21 protein-coding genes are annotated in these 20,904 nt (G+C 60.1%); 9 read left to right on the top strand and 12 right to left on the bottom strand.

Annotated elements, in window-relative coordinates:
• Nucleotides 1-9 precede the first annotated feature (9 nt).
• Nucleotides 10-5,745: a membrane-targeted effector domain-containing toxin gene (locus C4J94_RS22820; protein ID WP_124388173.1), complete on the bottom strand. Its 5,736-nt coding sequence runs from the start codon at nt 5,743-5,745 to the stop codon at nt 10-12.
• A 226-nt stretch (nt 5,746-5,971) separates the two neighbouring features.
• Between C4J94_RS22820 and C4J94_RS22815 the strand changes: the two genes are divergently transcribed.
• On the top strand, nt 5,972-6,589 hold the full coding sequence (locus C4J94_RS22815) for an FKBP-type peptidyl-prolyl cis-trans isomerase (RefSeq protein ID WP_010206497.1): 618 nt from the start codon (nt 5,972-5,974) through the stop codon (nt 6,587-6,589).
• Nucleotides 6,590-6,724: 135 nt separating this feature from the next.
• Here the strand turns inward: C4J94_RS22815 and C4J94_RS22810 are convergent, their stop codons facing one another.
• The 3 genes from C4J94_RS22810 to C4J94_RS22800 form a co-directional block, all read right to left on the bottom strand.
• Entirely contained in the window at nt 6,725-6,982 is a 258-nt protein-coding gene (locus tag C4J94_RS22810; RefSeq protein ID WP_057724031.1) for a hypothetical protein, read from the bottom strand.
• 159 nt (nt 6,983-7,141) lie between these two features.
• Nucleotides 7,142-7,483: a zinc ribbon domain-containing protein YjdM gene (locus C4J94_RS22805; protein ID WP_124388172.1), complete on the bottom strand. Its 342-nt coding sequence runs from the start codon at nt 7,481-7,483 to the stop codon at nt 7,142-7,144.
• Between the two features lie 193 nt (nt 7,484-7,676).
• Complete coding sequence (locus C4J94_RS22800) at nt 7,677-8,645, bottom strand: polyprenyl synthetase family protein (RefSeq protein WP_124388171.1); 969 nt, start codon at nt 8,643-8,645, stop codon at nt 7,677-7,679.
• 239 nt (nt 8,646-8,884) lie between these two features.
• Here C4J94_RS22800 and rplU point away from each other — a divergent pair, with 239 nt between their 5' ends.
• The 7 genes from rplU to C4J94_RS22765 all read left to right on the top strand — a co-directional run bounded on the left by rplU (nt 8,885) and on the right by C4J94_RS22765 (nt 14,524).
• Nucleotides 8,885-9,199 (top strand): 50S ribosomal protein L21, encoded by a 315-nt coding sequence (rplU, locus tag C4J94_RS22795; RefSeq protein WP_003176051.1) that lies wholly within the window; start codon nt 8,885-8,887, stop codon nt 9,197-9,199.
• A gap of 34 nt (nt 9,200-9,233) precedes the next feature.
• Entirely contained in the window at nt 9,234-9,491 is a 258-nt protein-coding gene (rpmA, locus tag C4J94_RS22790; RefSeq protein WP_003176049.1) for a 50S ribosomal protein L27, read from the top strand.
• 194 nt (nt 9,492-9,685) lie between these two features.
• On the top strand, nt 9,686-10,909 hold the full coding sequence (gene cgtA / locus C4J94_RS22785; RefSeq protein WP_124388170.1) for an Obg family GTPase CgtA: 1,224 nt from the start codon (nt 9,686-9,688) through the stop codon (nt 10,907-10,909).
• Nucleotides 10,910-11,018: 109 nt separating this feature from the next.
• On the top strand, nt 11,019-12,137 hold the full coding sequence (proB, locus tag C4J94_RS22780; RefSeq protein ID WP_057013120.1) for a glutamate 5-kinase: 1,119 nt from the start codon (nt 11,019-11,021) through the stop codon (nt 12,135-12,137).
• 15 nt (nt 12,138-12,152) lie between these two features.
• On the top strand, nt 12,153-12,617 hold the full coding sequence (locus tag C4J94_RS22775; RefSeq protein ID WP_124388169.1) for a CreA family protein: 465 nt from the start codon (nt 12,153-12,155) through the stop codon (nt 12,615-12,617).
• A 101-nt stretch (nt 12,618-12,718) separates the two neighbouring features.
• On the top strand, nt 12,719-13,201 hold the full coding sequence (locus tag C4J94_RS22770) for a glutathione peroxidase (protein ID WP_124388168.1): 483 nt from the start codon (nt 12,719-12,721) through the stop codon (nt 13,199-13,201).
• 219 nt (nt 13,202-13,420) lie between these two features.
• On the top strand, nt 13,421-14,524 hold the full coding sequence (locus tag C4J94_RS22765) for an NADH:flavin oxidoreductase (RefSeq protein ID WP_124388167.1): 1,104 nt from the start codon (nt 13,421-13,423) through the stop codon (nt 14,522-14,524).
• Here C4J94_RS22765 and C4J94_RS22760 read toward each other — a convergent pair.
• Nucleotides 14,493-15,695 (bottom strand): glycosyltransferase family 1 protein, encoded by a 1,203-nt coding sequence (locus tag C4J94_RS22760; protein ID WP_124388166.1) that lies wholly within the window; start codon nt 15,693-15,695, stop codon nt 14,493-14,495. The genes C4J94_RS22765 and C4J94_RS22760 overlap by 32 nt on opposite strands.
• A 54-nt stretch (nt 15,696-15,749) precedes the next feature.
• The gene (gene cysZ / locus C4J94_RS22755) at nt 15,750-16,514 is read right to left on the bottom strand and encodes a sulfate transporter CysZ (protein WP_124388165.1); all 765 of its coding nucleotides are present in this window, start codon (nt 16,512-16,514) and stop codon (nt 15,750-15,752) included.
• A gap of 292 nt (nt 16,515-16,806) precedes the next feature.
• Between cysZ and trxB the strand changes: the two genes are divergently transcribed.
• Nucleotides 16,807-17,769, top strand: a complete 963-nt coding sequence (gene trxB / locus C4J94_RS22745; RefSeq protein WP_003194076.1) for a thioredoxin-disulfide reductase — start codon at nt 16,807-16,809, stop codon at nt 17,767-17,769.
• Between the two features lie 172 nt (nt 17,770-17,941).
• Here trxB and C4J94_RS22740 read toward each other — a convergent pair whose 3' ends face one another.
• From C4J94_RS22740 to C4J94_RS22715, 6 genes are read right to left on the bottom strand one after another with little or no spacing between them, the layout of a single operon-like run.
• Nucleotides 17,942-18,283, bottom strand: coding sequence for a HopJ type III effector protein (locus C4J94_RS22740; RefSeq protein WP_124388164.1), 342 nt, complete (start codon nt 18,281-18,283; stop codon nt 17,942-17,944).
• On the bottom strand, nt 18,276-18,572 hold the full coding sequence (locus C4J94_RS22735; RefSeq protein WP_124388163.1) for a DUF1244 domain-containing protein: 297 nt from the start codon (nt 18,570-18,572) through the stop codon (nt 18,276-18,278). The genes C4J94_RS22740 and C4J94_RS22735 overlap by 8 nt, the downstream gene beginning before the upstream one ends.
• Before the next feature lie 16 nt (nt 18,573-18,588).
• Complete coding sequence (gene folX / locus C4J94_RS22730) at nt 18,589-18,960, bottom strand: dihydroneopterin triphosphate 2'-epimerase (protein ID WP_003194073.1); 372 nt, start codon at nt 18,958-18,960, stop codon at nt 18,589-18,591.
• A gap of 2 nt (nt 18,961-18,962) precedes the next feature.
• Nucleotides 18,963-19,523, bottom strand: a complete 561-nt coding sequence (folE, locus tag C4J94_RS22725; protein WP_124388162.1) for a GTP cyclohydrolase I FolE — start codon at nt 19,521-19,523, stop codon at nt 18,963-18,965.
• Between the two features lie 20 nt (nt 19,524-19,543).
• Nucleotides 19,544-20,254 carry a dihydromonapterin reductase gene (gene folM, locus C4J94_RS22720; protein WP_124388161.1) on the bottom strand — a complete coding sequence of 237 codons (711 nt, stop codon included), beginning with the start codon at nt 20,252-20,254 and terminating at the stop codon, nt 19,544-19,546.
• A gap of 57 nt (nt 20,255-20,311) precedes the next feature.
• The gene (locus C4J94_RS22715; RefSeq protein ID WP_124388160.1) at nt 20,312-20,869 is read right to left on the bottom strand and encodes an antibiotic biosynthesis monooxygenase; all 558 of its coding nucleotides are present in this window, start codon (nt 20,867-20,869) and stop codon (nt 20,312-20,314) included.
• Between the last annotated feature and the right edge of the window lie 35 nt (nt 20,870-20,904).

The raw sequence follows: 20,904 nt of genomic DNA, 5'->3' as shown, positions 1-20,904 counted from the left end.
GTCAGGCGATCAGTAAGGTTCGAGCGGCGTCAGCTTGACCACGTTAATCAGATCGTCGATCAGCTCTTCCAGGCTTTCATACCTGTTGTTCTGGATCGATGTCCAACGGTCAATATGGAACAGGCCGTTATCGTCAATCTGGATCGGAGTATTCTTCACTTGGTCGTCCAATGAACGATGCCAGAGTTTTATTTCTGAGGGGGATGACTGATGTATCAGAAACTCACCCTTGTGTTTGATCCGGCTTGTGTCCAGCGCAGAGGGTGCGCGCTGGCCGGCGATGCTGACGTCCAGCTTGAAATCACTGCGTGATGCGTACGTGAGTTGCTCTCCGATAGCTTTGGGTTTGACTCGCCAATAACCCGTATGCAATTCCCGGCCAAGACCTGGCGCTGCGTCCTCAATATCCAAGCTGACCGCATCCTGTAGCTGGGCGACACCGGGTATTTTCATATACGTGTCGGTGTGAGAGTTCCCCATGAACGCGACCCATTTGTGCGGACCTTGCGCGGCCTGGTCGGCCTCGATCACTTTGTGGGCGTGGAAGTTGAATAGGCGGGTGCGCGCTATTTTTGACTCTTCCATGCCTTTGAGATAGTAGCTGGCGCTGCAATCCAAAGCGCGTATGCGTATGCCCAGTTTGTTGGCGGCCTCCAGCACGTTGGTGTAATTATCAGGCCCCGAATACTCCCGCATGTGCCCTCTGTTCTGGCTGATGAGGAAGTTTTTCAGGTTGTCGGGCATGCGCCCGGTGCGGTTGAAAAGATCCAGGTCAGCTTGATGCAGGTCGGTTTGCAAGTGTTCCACGTACAAGGTTTTGACCTTTTGCTGTTTCAGGTCGGTAAGGTGTTCGATCAGCCATCTTTTGCTGCTCTGGTGCGCATGGGTCTCACCGATTATCAGGCCGTTACCTCGCTTGTAGACGGCCTTCAAAAAGTCCTTGAGCTTGCCGGAAGGGCCCAATGTTGGCAGCGCGGCGCGGACTCTCGAGGTGTAATGGGTGAAAAAGTCCCTGGTTGCACCGTCCAGTCGTACGCGGTTATTTACGAAGGCTATTTGTGCTCGTTGCTCCGGGGAACCGATCGGTGCCCCGTACCGACTGTCCGCCCCATGCTGCCTCCCTTCCACACGCCTGAACGGATCCAGATGCTGCTCATCGAGATCAAACTGACTGAAGTGCGGTTCCACGGCTGGCGGCTGAAGTGTCCTCGACGTACCCGGCTGCGGCGCGGCGCGGTAGCTGGACGGCACCGTCAATTTGAAATCGGCTTTGGCGGCAAGATCTCCCGGTATTGAGCCCGGCAAGTCCTTGGCGATCGCGGCGGGCTGGCCGATGGCGATGTCTTCGATGCGGATGCTGACGGTCTTTTGCAAGTCCGCCAGCCCCGGCACCTTGTTGTAGGTGTTCACGCGTTGCTGATCGGTAAGGACTACCCAGCGTTCTGTGGGGGCGGCTTTAATGTCGGCCTCAAGGACTTTGCTTGAATAGAAGTTGCGTACGAAATTGGGCTGGGGCACCCAGGTGCGGTTATCGCCCAGGCTCAAAAGGTTATCCATGTCGTAGGAGCTGCTGGCGTCAAGGCCGTGCAGATTGACACCGTGTTCACGAGCTTCACGCATCAAGGCCCGATAGGAGTAGGGCGCGTCCTTGGCAAAGCCCAGGCTTTCATCCATAAGCTTGAGGTGCTTATCGATGTGTTTTGAGAGCTTGACGGTGTTGTGCTTGGTCAGCTTGAGTTTGAAAACGTCCCGTGGCAGAAACTCGATGTATAACCGCTTGACCCCCAGGTCGGCGAGCTGCTTCATGTTCTGGATCAAAAACTGCTTGCTGGCAATGGATGGGGCTATTTCACCGAGGATTATGCCGTTGGCTTCGCTGAACGCCTTGGTCAGAATCTGTGCGTGAGTGTCTGTGTCGGCGAAGTCCAGAACATCGACGCGCGGTGGTTCAACCGGCCGGTTGCTGAAGAAATCTTGCGCATCTGCCTTCAACTGTTCGACCTGTTTGAAGTGCATTCTGCGCTGCGGTTCCAGGGCTGCGGCGCTGTTTTGCAACTGCGCTTTTTCGAAACCCGCAGCGGCATAAGAAGCCAGATCGCGCTGCTGTTGAGCAAAACGTGGGTCCAGCACGGCTTCAAAATCGCGCCATTCGCCCGGCGGTATTTCGTAGCGGGCCAGTGGGTGCAGTTCTTCCGGAAGTTTTTTATAGGGGCGGCCACCGCCGGGCACGGCGAAACGCACCCAACGCCCTTCATTGTCGGGGCTGACCAGCCTCGAGGTGGACAATAGCTGGTCACTGGCGGCGTCGTAACGGTACAGCAGATAGCGCCCCATCGAGTTAGGTTGCCGTGTGGTCCAGAGCGACTGGCCCTCGAACATCACCGGTTGCATGCCGGCCAGGGTGGGCGACTCGGGCTCCAGTTGCTTGATCAATCTGGCGGCCTGCTCATTCACCGTGTTGCGTAGTAGTAAACGGGGGGCCTTTTTGATGATATTGGCGGCTGTCAGCGCGGGGCGCAGGTCGGTCAGCAGCCCGCCGGCACTGTTGAGCAGGTAGCTGAATAAATGTTGCAAGGCTTCGCTGTGGTCGCCCTGGTTATAGGCGTGCAAGGCGAGCATGGCATCCTTGAACGCCAGCAACAGGCCGGTGCTCAGGCTCAGTATCGGGAACGGAGCCGTGACGACGGCGGTGACGAGCTCGATACAGGTCCACAAAATATCGGTGATCATCTTCGTGCGATTGACCGTGGTGGCATGCACGTCGTCGATCTTGCGTTGCAGCTTCATGTTGTACAGCGACTGACGCAGGTCGGTCAGCGGAGCAATGTGTTCGAGGCTGTCATAACGCGGGGTACTGGACGTGGTTTTATCCAGCGTTTGAGGCAGTTGCTCCCTGGCCTGCGCCAGCCATTGCCGAATGCGCGGCTGCGAAGCTTTTGCCGTTTTAAGCACAAGGTAGTCGAGCATCCCCTCGGTGTGCTTCAGCAGGAAGTTGAACAGTCGCGCTTCACGCCAGGCGATATTGTCCGGCGCATTGGGCGTGTAGAGCAGGCTAGGCTTGCCTTCATGGCTGAACACATACAGGTCCATCAGCCATTCGCCGTCAACCAGCAGGCGATGGATAGGGTAGCGCTGCCGGGTGGCGGTGTCGCTGTCACCCATGCCCTTGATACTGGATTGCAACCAGTCCAGATCGACACTGGCCAGATGGCCTTGCAGCTGGCTTCCCAGCGCGCCATAGAGCATCTGCAGTTGAGTGATAGCCAGGGTTGCATCGCGCCGGTTCCGGTAGCCGAGGCTGCTGGTGCTCAACAATTTTGCGCGCACTTCGTCAGCGTAGCGTTGGCCGATCCAGACGCCGGTCACCGAGCGTGCGACGATTTGCGGTGTCAGCGCAGACAAGTCGATGTCCGCAGGGCCCGTAAAGGTGGCCGAGGTGGAAAACTTGTTGTTGATAAACCCAATGCCATCCTCATAACCGTCCCGGTACAACTGGGTATAAGTCATCGGCGGGGTGGTGAACCGTTCGAACAGAGCCTTTGGGGAGTGCACACGTATATCGTCCGGGTCGACGTCGTTGGCGGGGCGGCCCAGCAGGCGGTTGATGCTGAGCTTGGCCTGAGCCTTCAGGTAGGTCTTGAACGTCGGGAAACTCGCCGCCGAGAAGGACAGCGCGTCATGCGCGCGGGTAGCGCCGTCGATGTCCTCGGCGAGGCTGGCCAACCGTGTGCGTTGCGCATCGGTCGCTGAGTGATACCAGGTCGGGCTGGCCAGCAGGTAGTCGTCGAGTTGAGTGGAAAGGAAGTGGCCTGTCATCGACTTCAGGCATTCAGCGTGCGTGCAGGAGGGCCCGAGCACCACCTTCAGATGCTCCTTGTCCAGGGGCTTGAAGCTCAAGCCCGTCAGGGTCTTTCTCATGCTCGGGCGAAAGCGCAAGGCCACGCGCCCCACCAGGTAGTTCCCCATGGTTGGCGTGGCTGAAACCGGGTCGTCCTCGCTCCATTTGAGTACAAAGGCCTGGCAGTCGAACGCCCGGTTGAAGCCAAAGAATTGTTGCGTATTGGGTGCGCCCGGCGCGCAGAGCAGTATGCGTTCGGTTTGCCCTTCGTCATCGATATGGCGCAGCAGCCACAAATCATTGAGCTGGGCGCCATGGAATGACAGGGTAACGGCACTCAGGTTGCTAGTCTGGCCGCCACGCAGGTCTTGAATAAGTTGGTAATCGTCTTTGCTGATGTGGTTCTGCAACATGGCGACATAGGCCAGGGCGTTGATTCGCAGGTCCAGCATACGGCCGATGGCCTGCTTGAGTTGAGGCGAGCTGTGAATGTGTTGCTGCACTTCCCGAAAGCGCAGGCGTGGCTGCAGGCGGGCGAGCAGTTGGACCAGATAACCAGGGGTCAGCTCCGAATACTCTTCAGGCAGGGTATCGCCGTTGTAGGTGATGCGGGTATGGCTCAGGAAGTCCGAACCCGCCACCTCGTCGTCGGTGTGCAGGCCACGCAGTGCGAGTTGGACCAGGCTGCTCTGTTGCTCATAGTCGCCAACCCCGGCCACGGTCCGACGGGTGCTGACTTGCACGTGTTCGGGGTCAAGGTCGTTTATTTCAAGATCCTCGGCCAAGTGCTCAAGCACTTGGTAGCGCGCCAGGGCTTCGGGGCTGGCGGCGGGGCCGAACGATTCGAGCAGGTCCGTGCGTGCGCGGTTGTAGGCGCCCAGGTGTTGGGCGACCGAGGTGCGTTCGGCGACGGTGGCGCTGCGATACCAGTCGGGTGCGCTGAGCAACAGGTGGCGGTCCAGCAAGACCTGGGCGCGAAGTTCCAGGCGGGCGCTGAGGTCCGGTGCGGCGGCGGTGATGGCGCGTTCCAGGTCGGCCGACAGCTGGCGGGCGCTGTGGGTTGGATTGTCTTCCAGGGACAAGGCCCAATCGATATCCAGGCTGCGCTTGTCGAGCAGGGCATCGTAGGCGTGTTCGAACACGGGCTCGCCCTCAATCGGCAGCAGGACCAACGGCCAGATCGCTCCCGTTGCCAGGGATTGATAGCGCCGGGGCAGTAAGTCGGCAAATTCTTCCCTGCCCAAAGGGCTATCCAGGCTCTGGCGCAGGCGATCGTTCAGGTCGGCCAGGCTGGTAAAACTGTCCAGGCCTCGACGTGGGGTAAACAGCAGGACGCCGCCCACGGCTTCGGTGCTGGTTAATGTGCTGATCACGGGGGTATTTTTTTCAACGATCACAAACGCACCGGCCAGCTCCACGGTTTTTTCGCGGTAATCGAAGGTCAAGGCATAGAGGCCTGGGCGCAGGTCCGGGCGCAGGCCGATGGCATTGACCCAGCCGGCTTCATTCGGGTGTAGCAGGCGATCCCGCTGACCGAGACTGGCTTCCTTCTCCAGGGCCAGTTGCCCGGCTTGGGCGGTGAGGTAGGTGCGGCGCCCTTTGCCGTCGGCCACCGACGTCTGGTCGAGGGTTTGCAGGCGTTTATTCAGGTTGGCTTTCAAATCGGCCAGCAATTGCAGGCCTGCGGCGCTTTTCAGATCGGCATCCGGCACGGCTTTATAGAGCGCGCGGCAACTGTCGAGAAAGGTCTGGTTGTGTGACTTCAACGCGGTGTCGAAGGCCTCCAGCGCGACCAGCTCGGGTGGCGGGTCGGGCTCGGCGAAGTCTTCAGTCTCCAGCAACTGGTGGCCGATCTGGTGGAGGTCGCTGCGAAGGTGTTCGAAGCGGGGGTGTGTGGCAGTGCTCATCGGTACAGTCTCCAGGGTGACGTATGAGCCGTGAGCATGGGATGGCGATGATGGGGCAAGGCTTTAGATAGTTATGGGCGCGCGTTCGCTGAAATGGCCAAGACAGGGCGGGGCTCATCAAGCGTCGGACTTGTGTGCTAGTCTGCTGGCCCTTTTAGTTCTGGGCGGTCAGAAAAATCCTGCTGTGCTGGGGTTTTTCAGCGTCGCCCTACAGCGGAGCCTCTTCATGTCCGAAGTTAATCTGTCCACCGACGAAACCCGCGTCAGCTACGGTATCGGCCGTCAGTTGGGCGACCAACTGCGTGACAACCCGCCACCGGGTGTGAGCCTGGACGCAATCCTGGCCGGCCTGACCGACGCGTTCGGCGGCAAGCCAAGCCGTGTTGACCAAGAGCAAATGGCTGCCAGCTTCAAGGTGATCCGCGAAGTCATGCAAGCTGAAGCGGCCGCGAAGGCTGAAGCCGCTGCGGGCGCCGGCCTGGCATTCCTGGCTGAAAACGCCAAGCGTGACGGCATTACCACCCTGGCTTCCGGCCTGCAGTTTGAAGTACTGACTGCCGGTGATGGCGCCAAGCCGACCCGTGAAGACCAAGTGCGCACTCACTACCACGGCACCCTGATCGACGGCACTGTATTCGACAGCTCCTACGAGCGTGGCCAGCCTGCGGAATTCCCGGTCGGCGGCGTCATTGCCGGCTGGACCGAAGCGTTGCAACTGATGAATGCCGGCAGCAAATGGCGCCTCTACGTGCCGAGCGAACTGGCTTACGGCGCTCAGGGCGTTGGCAGCATCCCGCCGCATAGCGTTCTGGTGTTCGACGTCGAGCTGCTCGACGTTCTGTAAGATTGGCTGTTGAACACCTGTAGGAGCGAGCTTGCTCGCGAAAAACGTCAACGATGACGCGGGCATCCTGGATGAACGCGTTGTTTATGCGGTCTTCGCGAGCAAGCTCGCTCCTACAAGGTATTGCAGGGTGGTTCATGGGTGGAACTTGCCACTGAGTTCCGTCGCCGGGCGCAACGCTCGGGCGTAGCAGAATAGAAACAAGTTACGCACCACTTCCTTCAGCACGCCGGGCTCACTTGAGCTCAGGCCATTCACATCCAGGTCACCCTGGTCCTGCAGTTCATTCAGCGCTTCTTCTTCCAGCACAGCACATACTTCGCCGGTTTCCCGATGCAGGATCCGCAGGTAGGGGTGTGGGCGGTCCAGCCAGGCGTCTATCAAATAAGTCATGGTCGTTCTCCTTGATGGGTTTCAATGAGAATAATTCTTATTCGTAGAATAGCAAGCGCCTATTGGCGGTTTCCGAGCTTTTCTGGGTGGCGATTGCGATGGGTCAACGAAGAGGGCGAAACGCCATCCCACGGCGGGCGTGGGATGGATGCGACAAAATCAGACTTTACGCACGAACTCGGACTTAAGTTTCATCGGGCCGATGCCGTCGATCTTGCAATCGATATCGTGGTCGCCGTCGCACAGGCGGATGTTCTTGACCTTGGTGCCGACCTTGACCACCAACGAAGTCCCTTTGACCTTGAGGTCCTTGATTACGGTGATGGTGTCGCCGTCCTGCAGGACGTTGCCCACAGAGTCTTTCTTCACGGTTTCATCGCTGCTCACGTCGGCTTCGCCATTGGCGGACCATTCATGGGCGCATTCCGGGCAGACCAACTGGGCCCCGTCTTCGTAGGTGTATTCGGAATTGCATTTCGGGCAGGGTGGCAACGTGCTCACTAAAGCTCCTTGAGAGTCAGGATGACTAAAAGTCGCACATTATATAGGGTTTTTTTGTCTTGCAGACTGTATGAAATTCAAATGTGGGAGGGGGCTTGCTCCCGATGGCGGTGCAGCAGCCAACTTCTCCATTGGCTGACACTCTGCTATCGGGAGCAAGCCCCCTCCCACATTGTCCTGCGGCGCTGGTGCTTTAGTGTGTACGGGCGACCGCAAACTCACTCAGCTCGACCAGGGCATCCCGGTACTCGCTGGCGGGCAGGGCTTGCAGGCACTGGATCGCACGGGCCACGTAGTCACGTGCCAGTTGTGCGGTGTACTCCAGGGAACCGGAGGCTTCGACGGCGGCGCGGATGGCCTCCAGATCTTCGATGCCGCCTTTCTGGATCGCCTTGCGCACCAGGGCAGCCTGTTCCGGCGTGCCTTCGCGCATGGTGTAGATCAGCGGCAAGGTCGGCTTGCCCTCGGCCAGGTCGTCACCGACGTTCTTGCCCAGGGTCTCGGCGTCGCCACGGTAGTCGAGCAGGTCGTCCACCAGTTGGAACGCCACGCCCAGGTGGTCGCCAAAGGTGCGCAGGGCTTCGGCCTGTTCGGCGCTCGCCCCACACAGCGCAGCGGCGCTGTGGGTGGAGGCTTCGAAGAGCATCGCGGTTTTGCCGCGAATCACTTCCATGTAGGTTTCTTCGGTGGTGCTGGCGTCGCGCACCTTCGACAGCTGCAACACTTCGCCTTCGGCGATGATGCGCGTGGCCTGGGACAGAATCTTCATCACCGGCATCGAGCCCAGCTCGACCATCATTTCGAACGAGCGCGAATACAGGAAGTCGCCCACCAGCACGCTCGGGGCGTTGCCCCACATGGCATTGGCGGTCTCGCGGCCACGGCGCATGCCGGACATGTCGACCACGTCGTCGTGCAGCAGGGTGGCGGTGTGCAGGAATTCGATGGTGGCCGCCAGCAGGCGCAGGTCATCGCCTTCGCGGCCCAGGGCCTTGCCGCACAGCAACACCAATAAAGGACGCAGGCGTTTGCCGCCGGCCGACGTAATGTAGTCGCCAATTTTGGAGACCAGCGGCACTTTAGACGTCAGCTGCTGCTTGATGATGCCGTCGACGGCGGTAAAATCGTCCGCGACCGCGCGGTAGAAAGCTTGGGGTTGCATCAGCGACAGTCGCTCCAGAAGGGTTGCGCGGCATGCTAGGACCCATGTCCCTGGGTGTCAAGGCGCGATGGACGGCCTCTTGCAACACTTCTGTTGCTTGCGTACAATCGCGCACCCTGAACTTCCTGGGCAGCACCTGCCTTACGCAATTGCATTCGGGACGTCCATCCCATGCAGCCATGCCAGCCAATACCTCTTCTTATAAAGAGCTGGGTGAGCAGGATTATCGGAGAAATACCATGTCGTACGCAGTAATTGTTACTGGTGGCAAGCAATACAAGGTCGCCCCAGGTGAATACCTGAAGATCGAAAAACTGGAAATCGCTACCGGCGAATCCGTTACTTTTGATCGCGTTCTGTTGGTCGCCAATGGCGATGACGTGAACATCGGCGCTCCAGTTGTTGCTGGCGCTACCGTTGTGGCTGAAGTGATCTCCCAAGGTCGTCACGATAAAGTCCGCATCATCAAGTTCCGTCGTCGTAAGCACCACATGAAGCGTATGGGCCACCGCCAGTGGTACACCGAGATCAAAATCACCGGTATTCAGGCTTAATTTCAGCCTAATTCCTCACTAGGAGAATTGACTCATGGCACACAAAAAAGCTGGTGGTAGTACCCGTAACGGTCGCGACTCAGAAGCCAAACGCCTTGGCGTGAAGATGTATGGCGGCCAGAAAATCATTCCGGGCAACATCATCGTGCGTCAGCGCGGCACCCAATTCCACGCCGGTTACGGTGTTGGCATGGGTAAAGATCACACCCTCTTCGCTAAAATCGAAGGCGTGATCAAGTTCGAAGTAAAGGGCGCGTTCAACCGCCGTTACGTGAGCGTTGTCGCAGCTTAATTGCGAGATCGCTGGGAAAGCCCTGTCTTGCGACGGGGCTTTTTCGTTTGTGGAGTGAGTCTCTTGCAAAGCTGTTTGTAATGGGCGAGGGCAGCAGGATTTGCGGTCGTTGCTTGAGGTCGCTGCGCTCATTTTTGCAAGAGTCTTATGTCTTGGTTTCTTAAGCTCGTCCGTGCGGCGAGAGGCGTTTTGTTATGAAGTTCGTTGATGAAGTTTCCATCCGAGTAAAAGCAGGCGACGGCGGTAACGGTTGCATGAGTTTCCGTCGCGAAAAATTCATCGAAAACGGTGGCCCCAACGGCGGTGATGGCGGTGACGGCGGTTCCATCTACATGATGGCCGACGAAAACCTCAACACCCTGGTCGACTACCGTTACACCCGGCACTTCGATGCCGAGCGTGGCTCCAACGGCGGCAGCACCGACTGCACCGGCAAGAAAGGCGAAGACCTGGTGCTGCGCGTACCGGTCGGCACCACGATCATCGACTCCGCCACCCAGGAAGTGATCGGCGACCTGACCAAGGCCGGCCAGAAGCTGATGGTTGTGCAGGGCGGCTGGCACGGGCTGGGTAACACCCGCTTCAAGTCCAGTACCAACCGTGCGCCACGCCAGACCACGCCGGGCAAGCCGGGCGAGCAGCGTGACCTCAAGCTGGAAATGAAAGTACTCGCTGACGTCGGCCTGCTGGGCCTGCCGAACGCCGGCAAAAGTACCTTCATCCGCTCGGTCTCGGCCGCCAAGCCGAAAGTTGCCGACTACCCGTTCACCACCCTGGTGCCAAACCTGGGCGTGGTCAGCGTCGACCGCTGGAAAAGCTTTGTGATCGCCGACATCCCCGGCCTGATCGAAGGCGCTTCCGATGGCGCGGGCCTGGGGATTCGCTTCCTCAAGCACTTGTCGCGTACCCGTTTGCTGCTGCACCTCGTCGACATGGCGCCGCTGGATGAAACCAATGCCGCAGACGCCGCCGAAGTGATCGTCAGCGAACTGACCAAGTTCAGCCCGGCCCTGGCCGAGCGTGACCGTTGGCTGGTACTGAACAAGTGCGACCAGATCCTCGAAGAAGAGCACGAGGAACGCGTCAAGGAAATCGTTGATCGCCTGGAATGGGAAGGCCCGGTCTATGTGATCTCGGCCATCGCCAAAGAAGGCACCGAGCGCCTTTGCCGCGACATCATGCGCTACCTCGAAGACCGCGCCGACCGCCTGGCGGCCGACCCGGTATTCAAGGCAGAACTGGCTGAACTCGACCAGCAGATCGAAGACGAAGCCCGTGCCCAGCTCCAGGCCCTGGACGACCAGCGTGCCCTGCGCCGCAGCGGCGTGAAGTCGGTGCATGACATCGGCGACGATGATTGGGACGAAGAAGACGTGGATGATGAAGACGGTCCGGAAATCATTTACGTGCGCGACTGATTCGTTGCGATAAACTTGAACGCCGCTCCCTGGAGCGGCGTTTTGGTATCCGGGTATAACGTTATGGGCGGCGCTGGGTCGCGCGGCCCTCACTCTAAGGTTGAAGATGATGCGGAGCAAAGTGACAGGCGCGCAGCGCTGGGTCGTAAAGATCGGCAGCGCATTGCTGACGGCGGATGGCAAGGGTCTGGATCGCGCAGCCATGAGCGTCTGGGTCGAGCAGATGGTGGCCTTGCATGAGGCCGGTGTCGAGTTGGTGCTGGTATCGTCCGGGGCGGTTGCCGCCGGGATGAGCCGCCTCGGCTGGACCGCGCGACCCAGCGCGATGCACGAACTGCAAGCCGCCGCCGCCATCGGCCAGATGGGCCTGGTGCAAGCCTGGGAGTCGAGCTTTGCCGAGCACGGCCGCCACACGGCGCAGATCCTGCTGACTCACGACGACCTGTCCGACCGCAAGCGCTACCTCAACGCCCGCAGCACGTTGCGTGCGCTGGTGGAGCTCAAGGTCATCCCGGTCATCAACGAGAACGACACCGTGGTCACCGACGAAATCCGTTTCGGCGACAACGACACCCTGGCCGCGCTGGTGGCCAACCTGGTGGAGGCGGACCTGCTGGTGATCCTCACCGATCGCGACGGCATGTTCGACGCCGACCCGCGCAACAACCCCGACGCCCAGTTGATCTACGAAGCGCGCGCGGATGACCCGGCGCTGGACGCCGTGGCCGGCAGTGTCGGTGGCGCATTGGGCCGTGGCGGCATGCAGACCAAGTTGCGCGCCGCTCGTCTGGCCGCGCGTTCCGGCGCCCATACCATCATCGTCGGCGGGCGCCTGGAGCGCGTGTTGGACCGTCTCAAGGCCGGCGAGCGCATCGGTACGCTGCTGTCGCCGGAGCGCGGCATGCTGGCGGCACGCAAGCAGTGGCTGGCCGGGCACCTGCAAACCCGTGGCACTCTGGTGCTGGATGCCGGGGCGGTGTCGGCGTTGTCTCAAGGCAACAAGAGCTTGCTGCCGGTGGGCGTCAAGTTGGTGCAAGGCAGCTTCCGCCGCGGCGAGATGGTGGTGTGCGTGGCGCCGGATGGCCGTGAGATCGCCCGCGGCCTGGCTAACTACAGTGCGCTTGAGGCGCAGAAAATCATCGGGCAGTCGTCTGACGCGATTGTCGGTCTATTGGGTTATATGGCCGAACCGGAACTGGTTCACCGCGACAACCTGATCCTGGTTTAACCAAAGGAATACACGATGCGCATCATGAAGGGATTGCTCGGCCTGTTACTGGCCATGCCACTGCTGGCCTCGGCCGAAGAGATCGGCCAGGTGTCGACGGTGTTCAAGTTTGTCGGCCCCAACGACCGGATCGTGGTCGAAGCCTTCGATGACCCCAAGGTCGACGGCGTGACGTGTTACCTGTCGCGCGCCAAGACCGGCGGGGTGAAGGGCGGCCTGGGCCTGGCCGAAGACCGCGCCGAAGCCTCGATTGCCTGCCGCCAGGTCGGCCCGATCCACTTCAAGGGCGAACTCAAGGACGGCGACGAAGTGTTCAAGGAGCGCACTTCCCTGGTATTCAAGACCATGCAGGTAGTGCGTTTCCTCGACAAGAAGCGCAATACCCTGGTTTACCTGGTGTACAGCGACCGCCTGATCGAGGGCAGCCCGCAGAACGCGGTGACGGCGATTCCGATTTTGCCCTGGCCGACCGCTCAGTGATCAGTAGGCGAGTTTTCTAATCGGCGTCTATGATTGCTGACTTGCGGGTTGTAATCTCGACGTGCCGCAACGCAAAGAATATAGGATATCTGGAGTTCGTCATGAGTGCTTTCCACGACCTGAAACTCAAAGCTTTGGACGGACAAGAGCTGCCGCTGGCGCCTTTCAAGGGCCAAGTGGTGCTGGTGGTCAACGTGGCCTCCAAGTGTGGCCTGACCCCGCAATACGCGGCGTTGGAGAACCTCTACCAGCAATACAAAGGCCAGGGTTTTACCGTGCTTGGCCTGCCGTGCAACCAATTTGCGGGCCAGGAGCCGGGCAGCGAGGACGAAATCCGCGAGTTCTGCAGCCTCAATTACGGCGTGACCTTCCCGCTGGGCAGCAAGCTCGACGTCAATGGGCATGATCGCCACCAGCTCTACCGCCTGCTGGCGGGCGAGGGCGCTGAATTTCCTGGGGACATCACCTGGAATTTCGAGAAATTCCTGCTCGGCAAGGATGGCCGCGTATTGGCGCGCTTTTCGCCACGTACCCCGCCGGACGATCCCTCGATCATCCAGGCCATCGAAAAAGCCCTGAGCTGACCCTGCTCCCTGCAGGAGCGAGCTTGCTCGCGAAAATCGCCAACGATAACGCGTGTGCCCTGAATATACGCGGCGTCCTCAGGTTCTTCGCGAGCACGCTCGCTCCTACAGGTATTCGGGTGCTTTTATCGCGTTAATCACCCAGATCAATAGTGCTATTCAGCCAGCCGTGGCGCCCATATTATCTACATCATAAATCCGTCTGATGTGGAGTGCTCCATGCCCGTTCAAGCCCTGTTCAAACCGTTCCAGCTCGGTGCTCTGCAGCTGTCGACCCGTGTGGTCATGGCGCCCATGACGCGTTCGTTCTCACCGGGCGGCGTACCTAATTCCAAAGTGATCGAGTATTACCGCCGTCGCGCTGCTGCCGGTGTAGGGCTGATCATCACCGAAGGCACCGTGGTCGGCCATCGGGCCTCCAACGGCTACCCCAACGTTCCGCATTTTTACGGCGAAGCGGCGCTGGCAGGCTGGAAGAAAGTGGTCGATGCGGTCCACGCCGAAGGCGGCAAGATCGTTCCGCAGTTGTGGCATGTGGGCAGCGTGCGCCGTATCGGCACCGAACCGGACGCCAGCGTGCCGGCCTATGGCCCGATGGAAAAGCTCAAGGATGGCCATGTCGTCGTCCATGGTATGACCACCCAGGACATCAAGGACGTGATCGACGCCTTCGCCCAGGCGGCCAAGGACGCCCAGAGCATTGGCATGGACGGTGTGGAAATCCATGGCGCCCACGGCTACCTGGTCGATCAGTTCTTCTGGGAAGGCAGCAACCAGCGTACCGACGAGTACGGCGGCAGCCTGGCCAACCGCTCACGTTTCGCCATCGAACTGATCCAGGCCACCCGCGCTGCAGTCGGCCCGGACTTTCCGATCATCTTGCGTTTTTCCCAGTGGAAGCAGCAGGACTACACCGCGCGCCTGGTGCAAACCCCCGAGGCGTTGGGCGAATTCCTCAAGCCGCTGTCCGACGCCGGCGTGGATATTTTCCATTGTTCCACGCGCCGTTTCTGGGAGCCGGAATTCGAAGGTTCCGACCTCAACCTGGCCGGCTGGACCCGCCAACTTACCGGTAAGCCGACCATCACTGTGGGCAGCGTCGGCCTGGACGGCGAATTCCTGCAGTTCATGGTCAACACCGACAAAGTTGCGCAGCCGGCCAGCCTGGAGAAACTGCTCGAGCGCTTGAACAACGACGAGTTCGACCTGGTCGCCGTGGGCCGCGCGCTGCTGGTAGATCCGGATTGGGCCGTGAAGGTGCGTGAAGGGCGTGAGGCTGACATCCTGCCGTTCAGTCGTGAGGCGTTGACGAGCCTGGTGTAAGCGACGCCCGGGTGGGCACCGGGTGCCCGTCCTGGCATACATCGCGCAACTGGCGCTCGAATTGCTCGATGATCGCCGGCCACCCCTGGCGGCTGGCGTGCTGTCGCGCATTCAGGCGCGCCCGGCGCAGCGTCTCGCGCTCTTCGAGCAGCCACACGGCTGCATCGCAAAACGCGTTCTCATCCCCCGGCATCGCTAGCACACCGTTGTAACCATGGCGAATATGCTGGGTCGCGGCCGCCTGGTCGTACGCCACCACGCCCAGCCCGCAAGACATGGCTTCCAGCACCACATTGCCGAACGTCTCGGTCAGGCTGGGAAACAGAAACAGATCGCCCGAGGCGTAATGCCGTGCCAGTTCTTCACCGCGCTGGGTACCGCAGAACACTGCTTCGGGCAAATCGCGCTGCAACAGGCTGCGCTGCGGTCCATCGCCGACAATGACCAGCTTCAGTCGCCGTGATGGATAAGCGCTCTGCAACGTATCGAAACAGCGTTTGAGCAGCCCGAGATTTTTCTCTTGGGCCAAGCGTCCTACGTGCAGCACCACAATATCGTCGCTCTCCAGGCCCCAGCTTTCGCGCAGGCTATAGTCGCGTTTGGCTGGGTGGAACAGTTGGCTATCGACCCCCCGCGACAACATTCCAAGACGCTCGAAGTGCCGGCGCTCCAGCTCCAGGCGCTGGCTCGCGCTGGGCACCAGCGTCAACGTCGAGCGGTTATGAAACCAGCGCAGGTAATGGGTGACCAGGCGACTTAACAGACTCAAGCCGTACTGGTTCGAATACTGTTGAAAGTTGGTGTGAAAGCCGCTGACCACGCTGATGCCCAAGCGTCGCGCCGCCCGTAACGCCGACAGGCCCAACGGCCCTTCGGTGGCGATGTACAAGACATCCGGACGCGAACGGGTCCAGCGCCGCAGGAGTTTGTGCATTGACGATTGGCCCCATTGCAGCCCCGGATACCCCGGCAACGGCCAGCCCCGGCACAGCAGCAACTCATCGTCACTCGGTCGGCTCTGATCGACACCCTGGCGCGGGCGCACCAGTTCGATCTGGTGGCCACGTGCGCGCAAACCGTCGCACAGGCGGCCAAGGGTATTGGCCACCCCGTTGATTTCCGGCGGGAAGGTTTCGGTGATCAGGGTGATGTGGAGCGAGGCTGTCGTCATGACCCACAGTGTCGCTGCGGGCCATGTCGTCATTGTGTCACTGGGATGATGGATTTATGACCGGGCCACCTGTTGCCCCGCCATCGCCTCAGCACCTTGCTCGCGCACCCAGAACAGCGTGGCCCCGGCCACCGCCGCTGGCATCATCAGCAAATTGACCACCGGCACCAGCAGCACCAGGTAGACGATCCCGCCAAAACTCATGCTCTGCCAGCGCTTCTGGCGCAGCCAGGCGAGCATTTCGTTCCAGCCTAGCTTGTGGTTATCCGCTGGGTAGTCGATGTATTGGATCGCCATCATCCACACGCCGAACAGCAACCATAAGGGTGCGGCGATCAGGTTGACCACGGGAATGAACGACAGGATGAACAGGCCGATGGCCCGTGGCAGGAAGTAGCCCAGCTTGCGCATTTCCCGGGCCAGGGTGCGCGGGACCATCGCTACCAGCTCGCCCCAGCTGAACGGCGGGAAGTCGTCGGTGCCGCGCACCACGACCTCGACTTTCTCTGCGAGAAAGCCGTTGAATGGCGCCGCGATGATATTGGCCAGCATGGTAAAGGTGAAAAACACCATCAACACCACCAGCACCACGAACAGCGGCCACAGCAGGTAATTCAAAAAGCTCAGCCAGCTGGGCAGCGTGGGCATCAGGTGATCGACCCACAGGCTGAATTGGTGCCCTGCAAAGTAGATCAAGCCAAAAAACAGCACCAGATTGATCGCCAGCGGCAGCAGCACGAACAGGCGCAGGCCTGGGCTTAACACCAGTTTGAGGCCTTCACGCAGGTATTGCGGACCGGAAAGAACGGGGGCAGGCATGGAAGACTCCGAGCAGAAGGGCGAACGCGCCGACCTTACCGGCTTTGCCGTGACGGTGAAAGTGGCGACATCAGCAGTAGCACCTGAGTTAGGACAAGGTCGATCAAACCAGTGGACTACATAGAGACTACCTATGAGCTGGATTGTTATTGCGTATTTCCTTAATCTTGCCCCCCTCTATACGCTGCACCCATTATTTTCAGGATCCGCGAGTTCAAGCCTTCCCCAAGTGCTTCGCGGTCCTTTTTTATTCCAGCCGTCCTGTTGTGCGGGCGGTCGATAGGAGTGAGTCATGTCTGATACCCGTCATTCGCGAGTGATTATTCTCGGTTCCGGCCCTGCCGGTTACAGCGCTGCTGTCTACGCTGCCCGGGCCAACCTCAAGCCGCTGCTGATCACCGGCATGCAGGCGGGCGGTCAGTTGACCACCACCACTGAAGTCGACAACTGGCCGGGCGACGTCCACGGCCTGACCGGCCCGGTGCTGATGGAGCGTATGAAAGAACACGCCGAGCGCTTTGAAACCGAGATCGTGTTCGACCACATCAACAAGGTCGACTTCTCCAAGAAGCCTTACAGCCTGACCGGCGACAGCGGCGTGTACACCTGTGACGCGCTGATTATCGCCACTGGCGCCAGCGCCCGTTACCTGGGCCTGCCATCGGAAGAAGCGTTCATGGGCAAGGGTGTTTCCGCCTGCGCGACCTGCGACGGTTTCTTCTATCGCAACAAGCCAGTGGCTGTGGTTGGTGGCGGCAACACTGCCGTGGAAGAGGCGCTGTACCTGGCCAATATCGCCAGCACCGTGACCCTGGTGCACCGCCGCGAAACCTTCCGCGCCGAGAAGATCCTGATCGACAAGCTGCACGCCCGTGTCGCTGAAGGCAAGATCATCCTCAAGCTCAACGCCACGCTGGACGAAGTCCTGGGTGACAACATGGGCGTGACCGGTGCCCGCCTGAAGAACAACGACGGCAGCTTTGACGAGCTGAAAGTCGACGGTGTGTTCATCGCCATCGGCCATACCCCGAACACTTCGTTGTTCGAAGGTGTGCTGGAAGCCAAAGACGGTTACCTGGTGGTGCAGGGCGGCCGTGAAGGCAATGCCACAGCCACCAACATCGAAGGTATCTTCGCTGCCGGTGACGTGGCTGACCACGTCTACCGCCAGGCCATCACCTCGGCCGGCGCCGGTTGCATGGCGGCCCTGGACGCCGAGCGTTACCTCGATGGGTTGAAAGACGCTTCGTTCTAAGTTGTTGAAATAAAAAAACCGGCTGAGAGGCCGGTTTTTTTATGTGCGCAATTTAAATGTGGGAGGGGGCTTGCCCCCGATGGCCATGTATCAGTTGATGAATGGTTGACTGATACACTGATACACCGCTATCGGGGGCAAGCCCCCTCCCACATGTTGATCTGTGTTTGACTCAGGATTTGCGCGTCAGAGGCTGTGCGGTGAATTTCACACCGGCCAGACCATGGGCGATCAACGCGCGGATATTTCCGTGGTCAGTGCCTTCAGGCGTCGCCACCACCGAGCGGTAGTGTTCGCCAAACGCCAGCAGTGCCTCCTGATCGCTCAGGCCTTCCAGTAACGCCAACCCCAGGGTCTTGCACGAACCTTCGTTTTGCCCGGCAGCGTTTTCGACGTCGCCGTTGGTGAAAGCTTGCTGCTGGTAGTCGTAACCTGCGGCGACAAACGCCAAGGTGTCGGCAAACGCGTGGTTACCGCTGGTGAGGTTGGCGCGCAGGGTGTTCAGGTCAGTCATGGGTTTTTCCTTTGGCAAACGCCGCTTGCTGGTCGACGCTGGCTTCTTGCTGGTATTGGGCTTTCCACTCGGCGTACGGCATGCCGTACACCACTTCACGGGCGTCATCGAGGCTCAGCTCGATCTGGCGCTCATCGGCCTCGGCCTTGTACCACTTGGACAGGCAGTTGCGGCAGAAGCCGGCCAGGTTCATCAGGTCGATGTTCTGCACATCCTTGCGGCTGTCCAGGTGAGCTACCAGCCGGCGAAAAGCGGCGGCTTCGAGTTCGAGGCGTTGTTGGTCGTTCATAGGGCTCACTTGAGTATCAGCGGCTGGCCGCCAGAGTGATCGAAACCGACTCGGCAAAGCGCAGCGCGTGGGGCTTGTCCACTTCGACTTCGGCGTACAGCACCGATTCGTTGCTCATCACCAGGTCCAGCAGCTCCTGGGTCAGGCGCTCGAGCAAGGCAAAACGGTTGCCCTCTACGTGCGCGATGATCGCCTTGGTGATGGTGCGGTAGTTCAGCGCGTGATCGATGTCATTATCGCGCACGGCTTCCTGGGCGGCATACAGGATGGTCAGGTTGATCAGCACGTCCTGCTTGTTGAGGATTTCGTCTTCGTTGATGCCGATAAAGGTGCGCAGGCACAGGTCCTTGACCCGGATGCGCGCCATGCCTGGTTGAAGTTGTGGCATTGCTACTTGCTCCGTCCAATCAGTTGCAGGAACTCCATGCGAGTGGTGTTCGACTCGCGGAACGCGCCGAGCATCACCGAGGTGTTCATGGTTGAGTTCTGTTTTTCCACGCCGCGCATCATCATGCACATGTGCTTGGCTTCGATCACCACCGCCACGCCGGCCGCCTGGGTGACCTGCTGGATCGCGTCGGCGATCTGCCGCGTGAGGTTTTCCTGGATCTGCAGGCGCCTGGCGTACATGTCGACGATGCGCGCCAGTTTCGACAGGCCCAGCACCTTGCCGGTCGGAATATAGGCTACATGGGCCTTGCCGATAAAGGGCAGCAGGTGGTGTTCGCACAGCGAGTACAACTCGATGTCCTGCAGGATCACCATCTCGTCATTGTCGGACGCGAAGAGCGCGCCATTGACGATTTCTTCCAGGTTCTGCTCGTAGCCGTGACACAGGTATTGCATGGCCTTGGCGGCGCGCTTGGGCGTGTCGAGCAGGCCTTCGCGCTCGGGATCTTCACCCAGGCCCTTGAGGATTTCTCGGTAATGGTGGGGCAGGGACACAGTCATACAACATCCTCAAATACGGCTTACTTGATATGCCGCCCGCCGTTGACGGTCAGGGTGGTCCCGGTGACATAGGGGTTGTCCAGCAGGTAACGCACGCTCTGGTAGATCACCTCGGCCCCGGGCTCGATGCCCAGCGCCGACTTGGCCAGGACCTTGGCGCGGTAGGCCGCGTCGTCGTCCTCGTTGAACATCACCATGGCCGGCGCAATGCCGTTGACCTTGATCAACGGCGCGAACTGCGCAGCAAACGACAGGGTAAGGCTGTCGAGACCGGCCTTGGTGGCGCAATAAGCAATATGCTGACGGCTGCCCTTGCGCACCACATCGTCGCTGATATGCACGATATCGGCGGGTGTCGAGCGTTGCAGCAAAGGTGAACAATGCCGGTTGATCAGGTACGGCGCAAGCATGTGCACGCTGAACATGTCGGTAAAGGCATGGCTTTCGTCGTCAGGCGTTTCTGCGATCCAGGCCGAGGCGTTGTGGATGATCGCGCGCAGCGAATCGGTGTGGGTCTTGAGCGCGGTGATGAACGCCAAAATCCCTGCTTCGCTGGAGAAGTCGGCAAACACGCCGACCGCGCCGCGTTCGCGCAGCAATTGCACACCCGGGCGTTCACTGCGGTAGCTGAATATCACCGACTGTCCTTCGTCCAGCAGGCGTTCGGCGCAATACAGGCCGACACGCTGGCCGGCTCCGGTGATCAGGATCGGGGCGTTGGTTGCAGTCATGGGAAGCTCGCGTCGCTGGCAGGTGGAAACTATACCAGCGACGCGTCTGCCCTGTACTCAAGCAGCCGCTTCGCTGGCCTTGCGGGGTGGCGTGGGATGCAGCCAGTTTGCCAGCAGGTGTGTCGACAGCGGAATAAAGAAGTACACCATCAGCGGTGTGAGCGCCAAGGTGCTGACCAGCACCCGGCTGAACAAATCCAGGTCGCCGAGCAAGGGGGCCAGGCCAAAGTTGAACAGCAGCGACACCGGGAAAAAGGCCAGCCAGATTGCCACTGCCTGTTTCCAGCGGGGCGGACGGGCGCCCACGGCACCGAACCAGCCATCGATGCCGCTTACCCGATGTTCGGACGGGTCGGCGAACAGCTCGCTGCCACGGCTCAGCCAGGCGCTGCGCGAGGCGGAAAACTCCCAGGCATGCAGGGTTTTTTCATCGGCGAAGCGGAAGATGATCTGGAATTCGTCGTCATGGGGCGGCGGAGCCAGCACGCCGGAACCCAGGTAACCGGGGAAGTCGGTAGCCAATTGCTCGCCTTCGCGCAGCCAGGCCATCAGCTCTTCGTAGCGACCCTTGGCCACGCGGCGCGCGACCATCAGGGTGACGGGTGAGGTAGACATTGTGTATCTCCAGATAGACGGGTGCGCTGAACCGG

The organism is Pseudomonas sp. R5-89-07 (assembly GCF_003851685.1).
Taxonomy (GTDB): domain Bacteria; phylum Pseudomonadota; class Gammaproteobacteria; order Pseudomonadales; family Pseudomonadaceae; genus Aquipseudomonas.
The sequence above is the reverse complement of the archived record's forward strand: the minus strand, read 5'-3'. Positions and strand labels throughout refer to the sequence as shown.

What these genes read in the sequence shown, in the direction of transcription:
- C4J94_RS22820 (WP_124388173.1), bottom strand. Translation starts at nt 5,745, where the DNA reads ATGAGCACTGCCACACACCCCCGCTTCGAACACCTTCGCAGCGACCTC.
- C4J94_RS22815 (WP_010206497.1), top strand. Translation starts at nt 5,972, where the DNA reads ATGTCCGAAGTTAATCTGTCCACCGACGAAACCCGCGTCAGCTACGGT.
- C4J94_RS22810 (WP_057724031.1), bottom strand. Translation starts at nt 6,982, where the DNA reads ATGACTTATTTGATAGACGCCTGGCTGGACCGCCCACACCCCTACCTG.
- C4J94_RS22800 (WP_124388171.1), bottom strand. Translation starts at nt 8,645, where the DNA reads ATGCAACCCCAAGCTTTCTACCGCGCGGTCGCGGACGATTTTACCGCC.
- rplU (WP_003176051.1), top strand. Translation starts at nt 8,885, where the DNA reads ATGTCGTACGCAGTAATTGTTACTGGTGGCAAGCAATACAAGGTCGCC.
- rpmA (WP_003176049.1), top strand. Translation starts at nt 9,234, where the DNA reads ATGGCACACAAAAAAGCTGGTGGTAGTACCCGTAACGGTCGCGACTCA.
- cgtA (WP_124388170.1), top strand. Translation starts at nt 9,686, where the DNA reads ATGAAGTTCGTTGATGAAGTTTCCATCCGAGTAAAAGCAGGCGACGGC.
- proB (WP_057013120.1), top strand. Translation starts at nt 11,019, where the DNA reads ATGCGGAGCAAAGTGACAGGCGCGCAGCGCTGGGTCGTAAAGATCGGC.
- C4J94_RS22775 (WP_124388169.1), top strand. Translation starts at nt 12,153, where the DNA reads ATGCGCATCATGAAGGGATTGCTCGGCCTGTTACTGGCCATGCCACTG.
- C4J94_RS22770 (WP_124388168.1), top strand. Translation starts at nt 12,719, where the DNA reads ATGAGTGCTTTCCACGACCTGAAACTCAAAGCTTTGGACGGACAAGAG.
- C4J94_RS22765 (WP_124388167.1), top strand. Translation starts at nt 13,421, where the DNA reads ATGCCCGTTCAAGCCCTGTTCAAACCGTTCCAGCTCGGTGCTCTGCAG.
- C4J94_RS22760 (WP_124388166.1), bottom strand. Translation starts at nt 15,695, where the DNA reads ATGACGACAGCCTCGCTCCACATCACCCTGATCACCGAAACCTTCCCG.
- cysZ (WP_124388165.1), bottom strand. Translation starts at nt 16,514, where the DNA reads ATGCCTGCCCCCGTTCTTTCCGGTCCGCAATACCTGCGTGAAGGCCTC.
- trxB (WP_003194076.1), top strand. Translation starts at nt 16,807, where the DNA reads ATGTCTGATACCCGTCATTCGCGAGTGATTATTCTCGGTTCCGGCCCT.
- C4J94_RS22740 (WP_124388164.1), bottom strand. Translation starts at nt 18,283, where the DNA reads ATGACTGACCTGAACACCCTGCGCGCCAACCTCACCAGCGGTAACCAC.
- C4J94_RS22735 (WP_124388163.1), bottom strand. Translation starts at nt 18,572, where the DNA reads ATGAACGACCAACAACGCCTCGAACTCGAAGCCGCCGCTTTTCGCCGG.
- folX (WP_003194073.1), bottom strand. Translation starts at nt 18,960, where the DNA reads ATGCCACAACTTCAACCAGGCATGGCGCGCATCCGGGTCAAGGACCTG.
- folE (WP_124388162.1), bottom strand. Translation starts at nt 19,523, where the DNA reads ATGACTGTGTCCCTGCCCCACCATTACCGAGAAATCCTCAAGGGCCTG.
- folM (WP_124388161.1), bottom strand. Translation starts at nt 20,254, where the DNA reads ATGACTGCAACCAACGCCCCGATCCTGATCACCGGAGCCGGCCAGCGT.
- C4J94_RS22715 (WP_124388160.1), bottom strand. Translation starts at nt 20,869, where the DNA reads ATGTCTACCTCACCCGTCACCCTGATGGTCGCGCGCCGCGTGGCCAAG.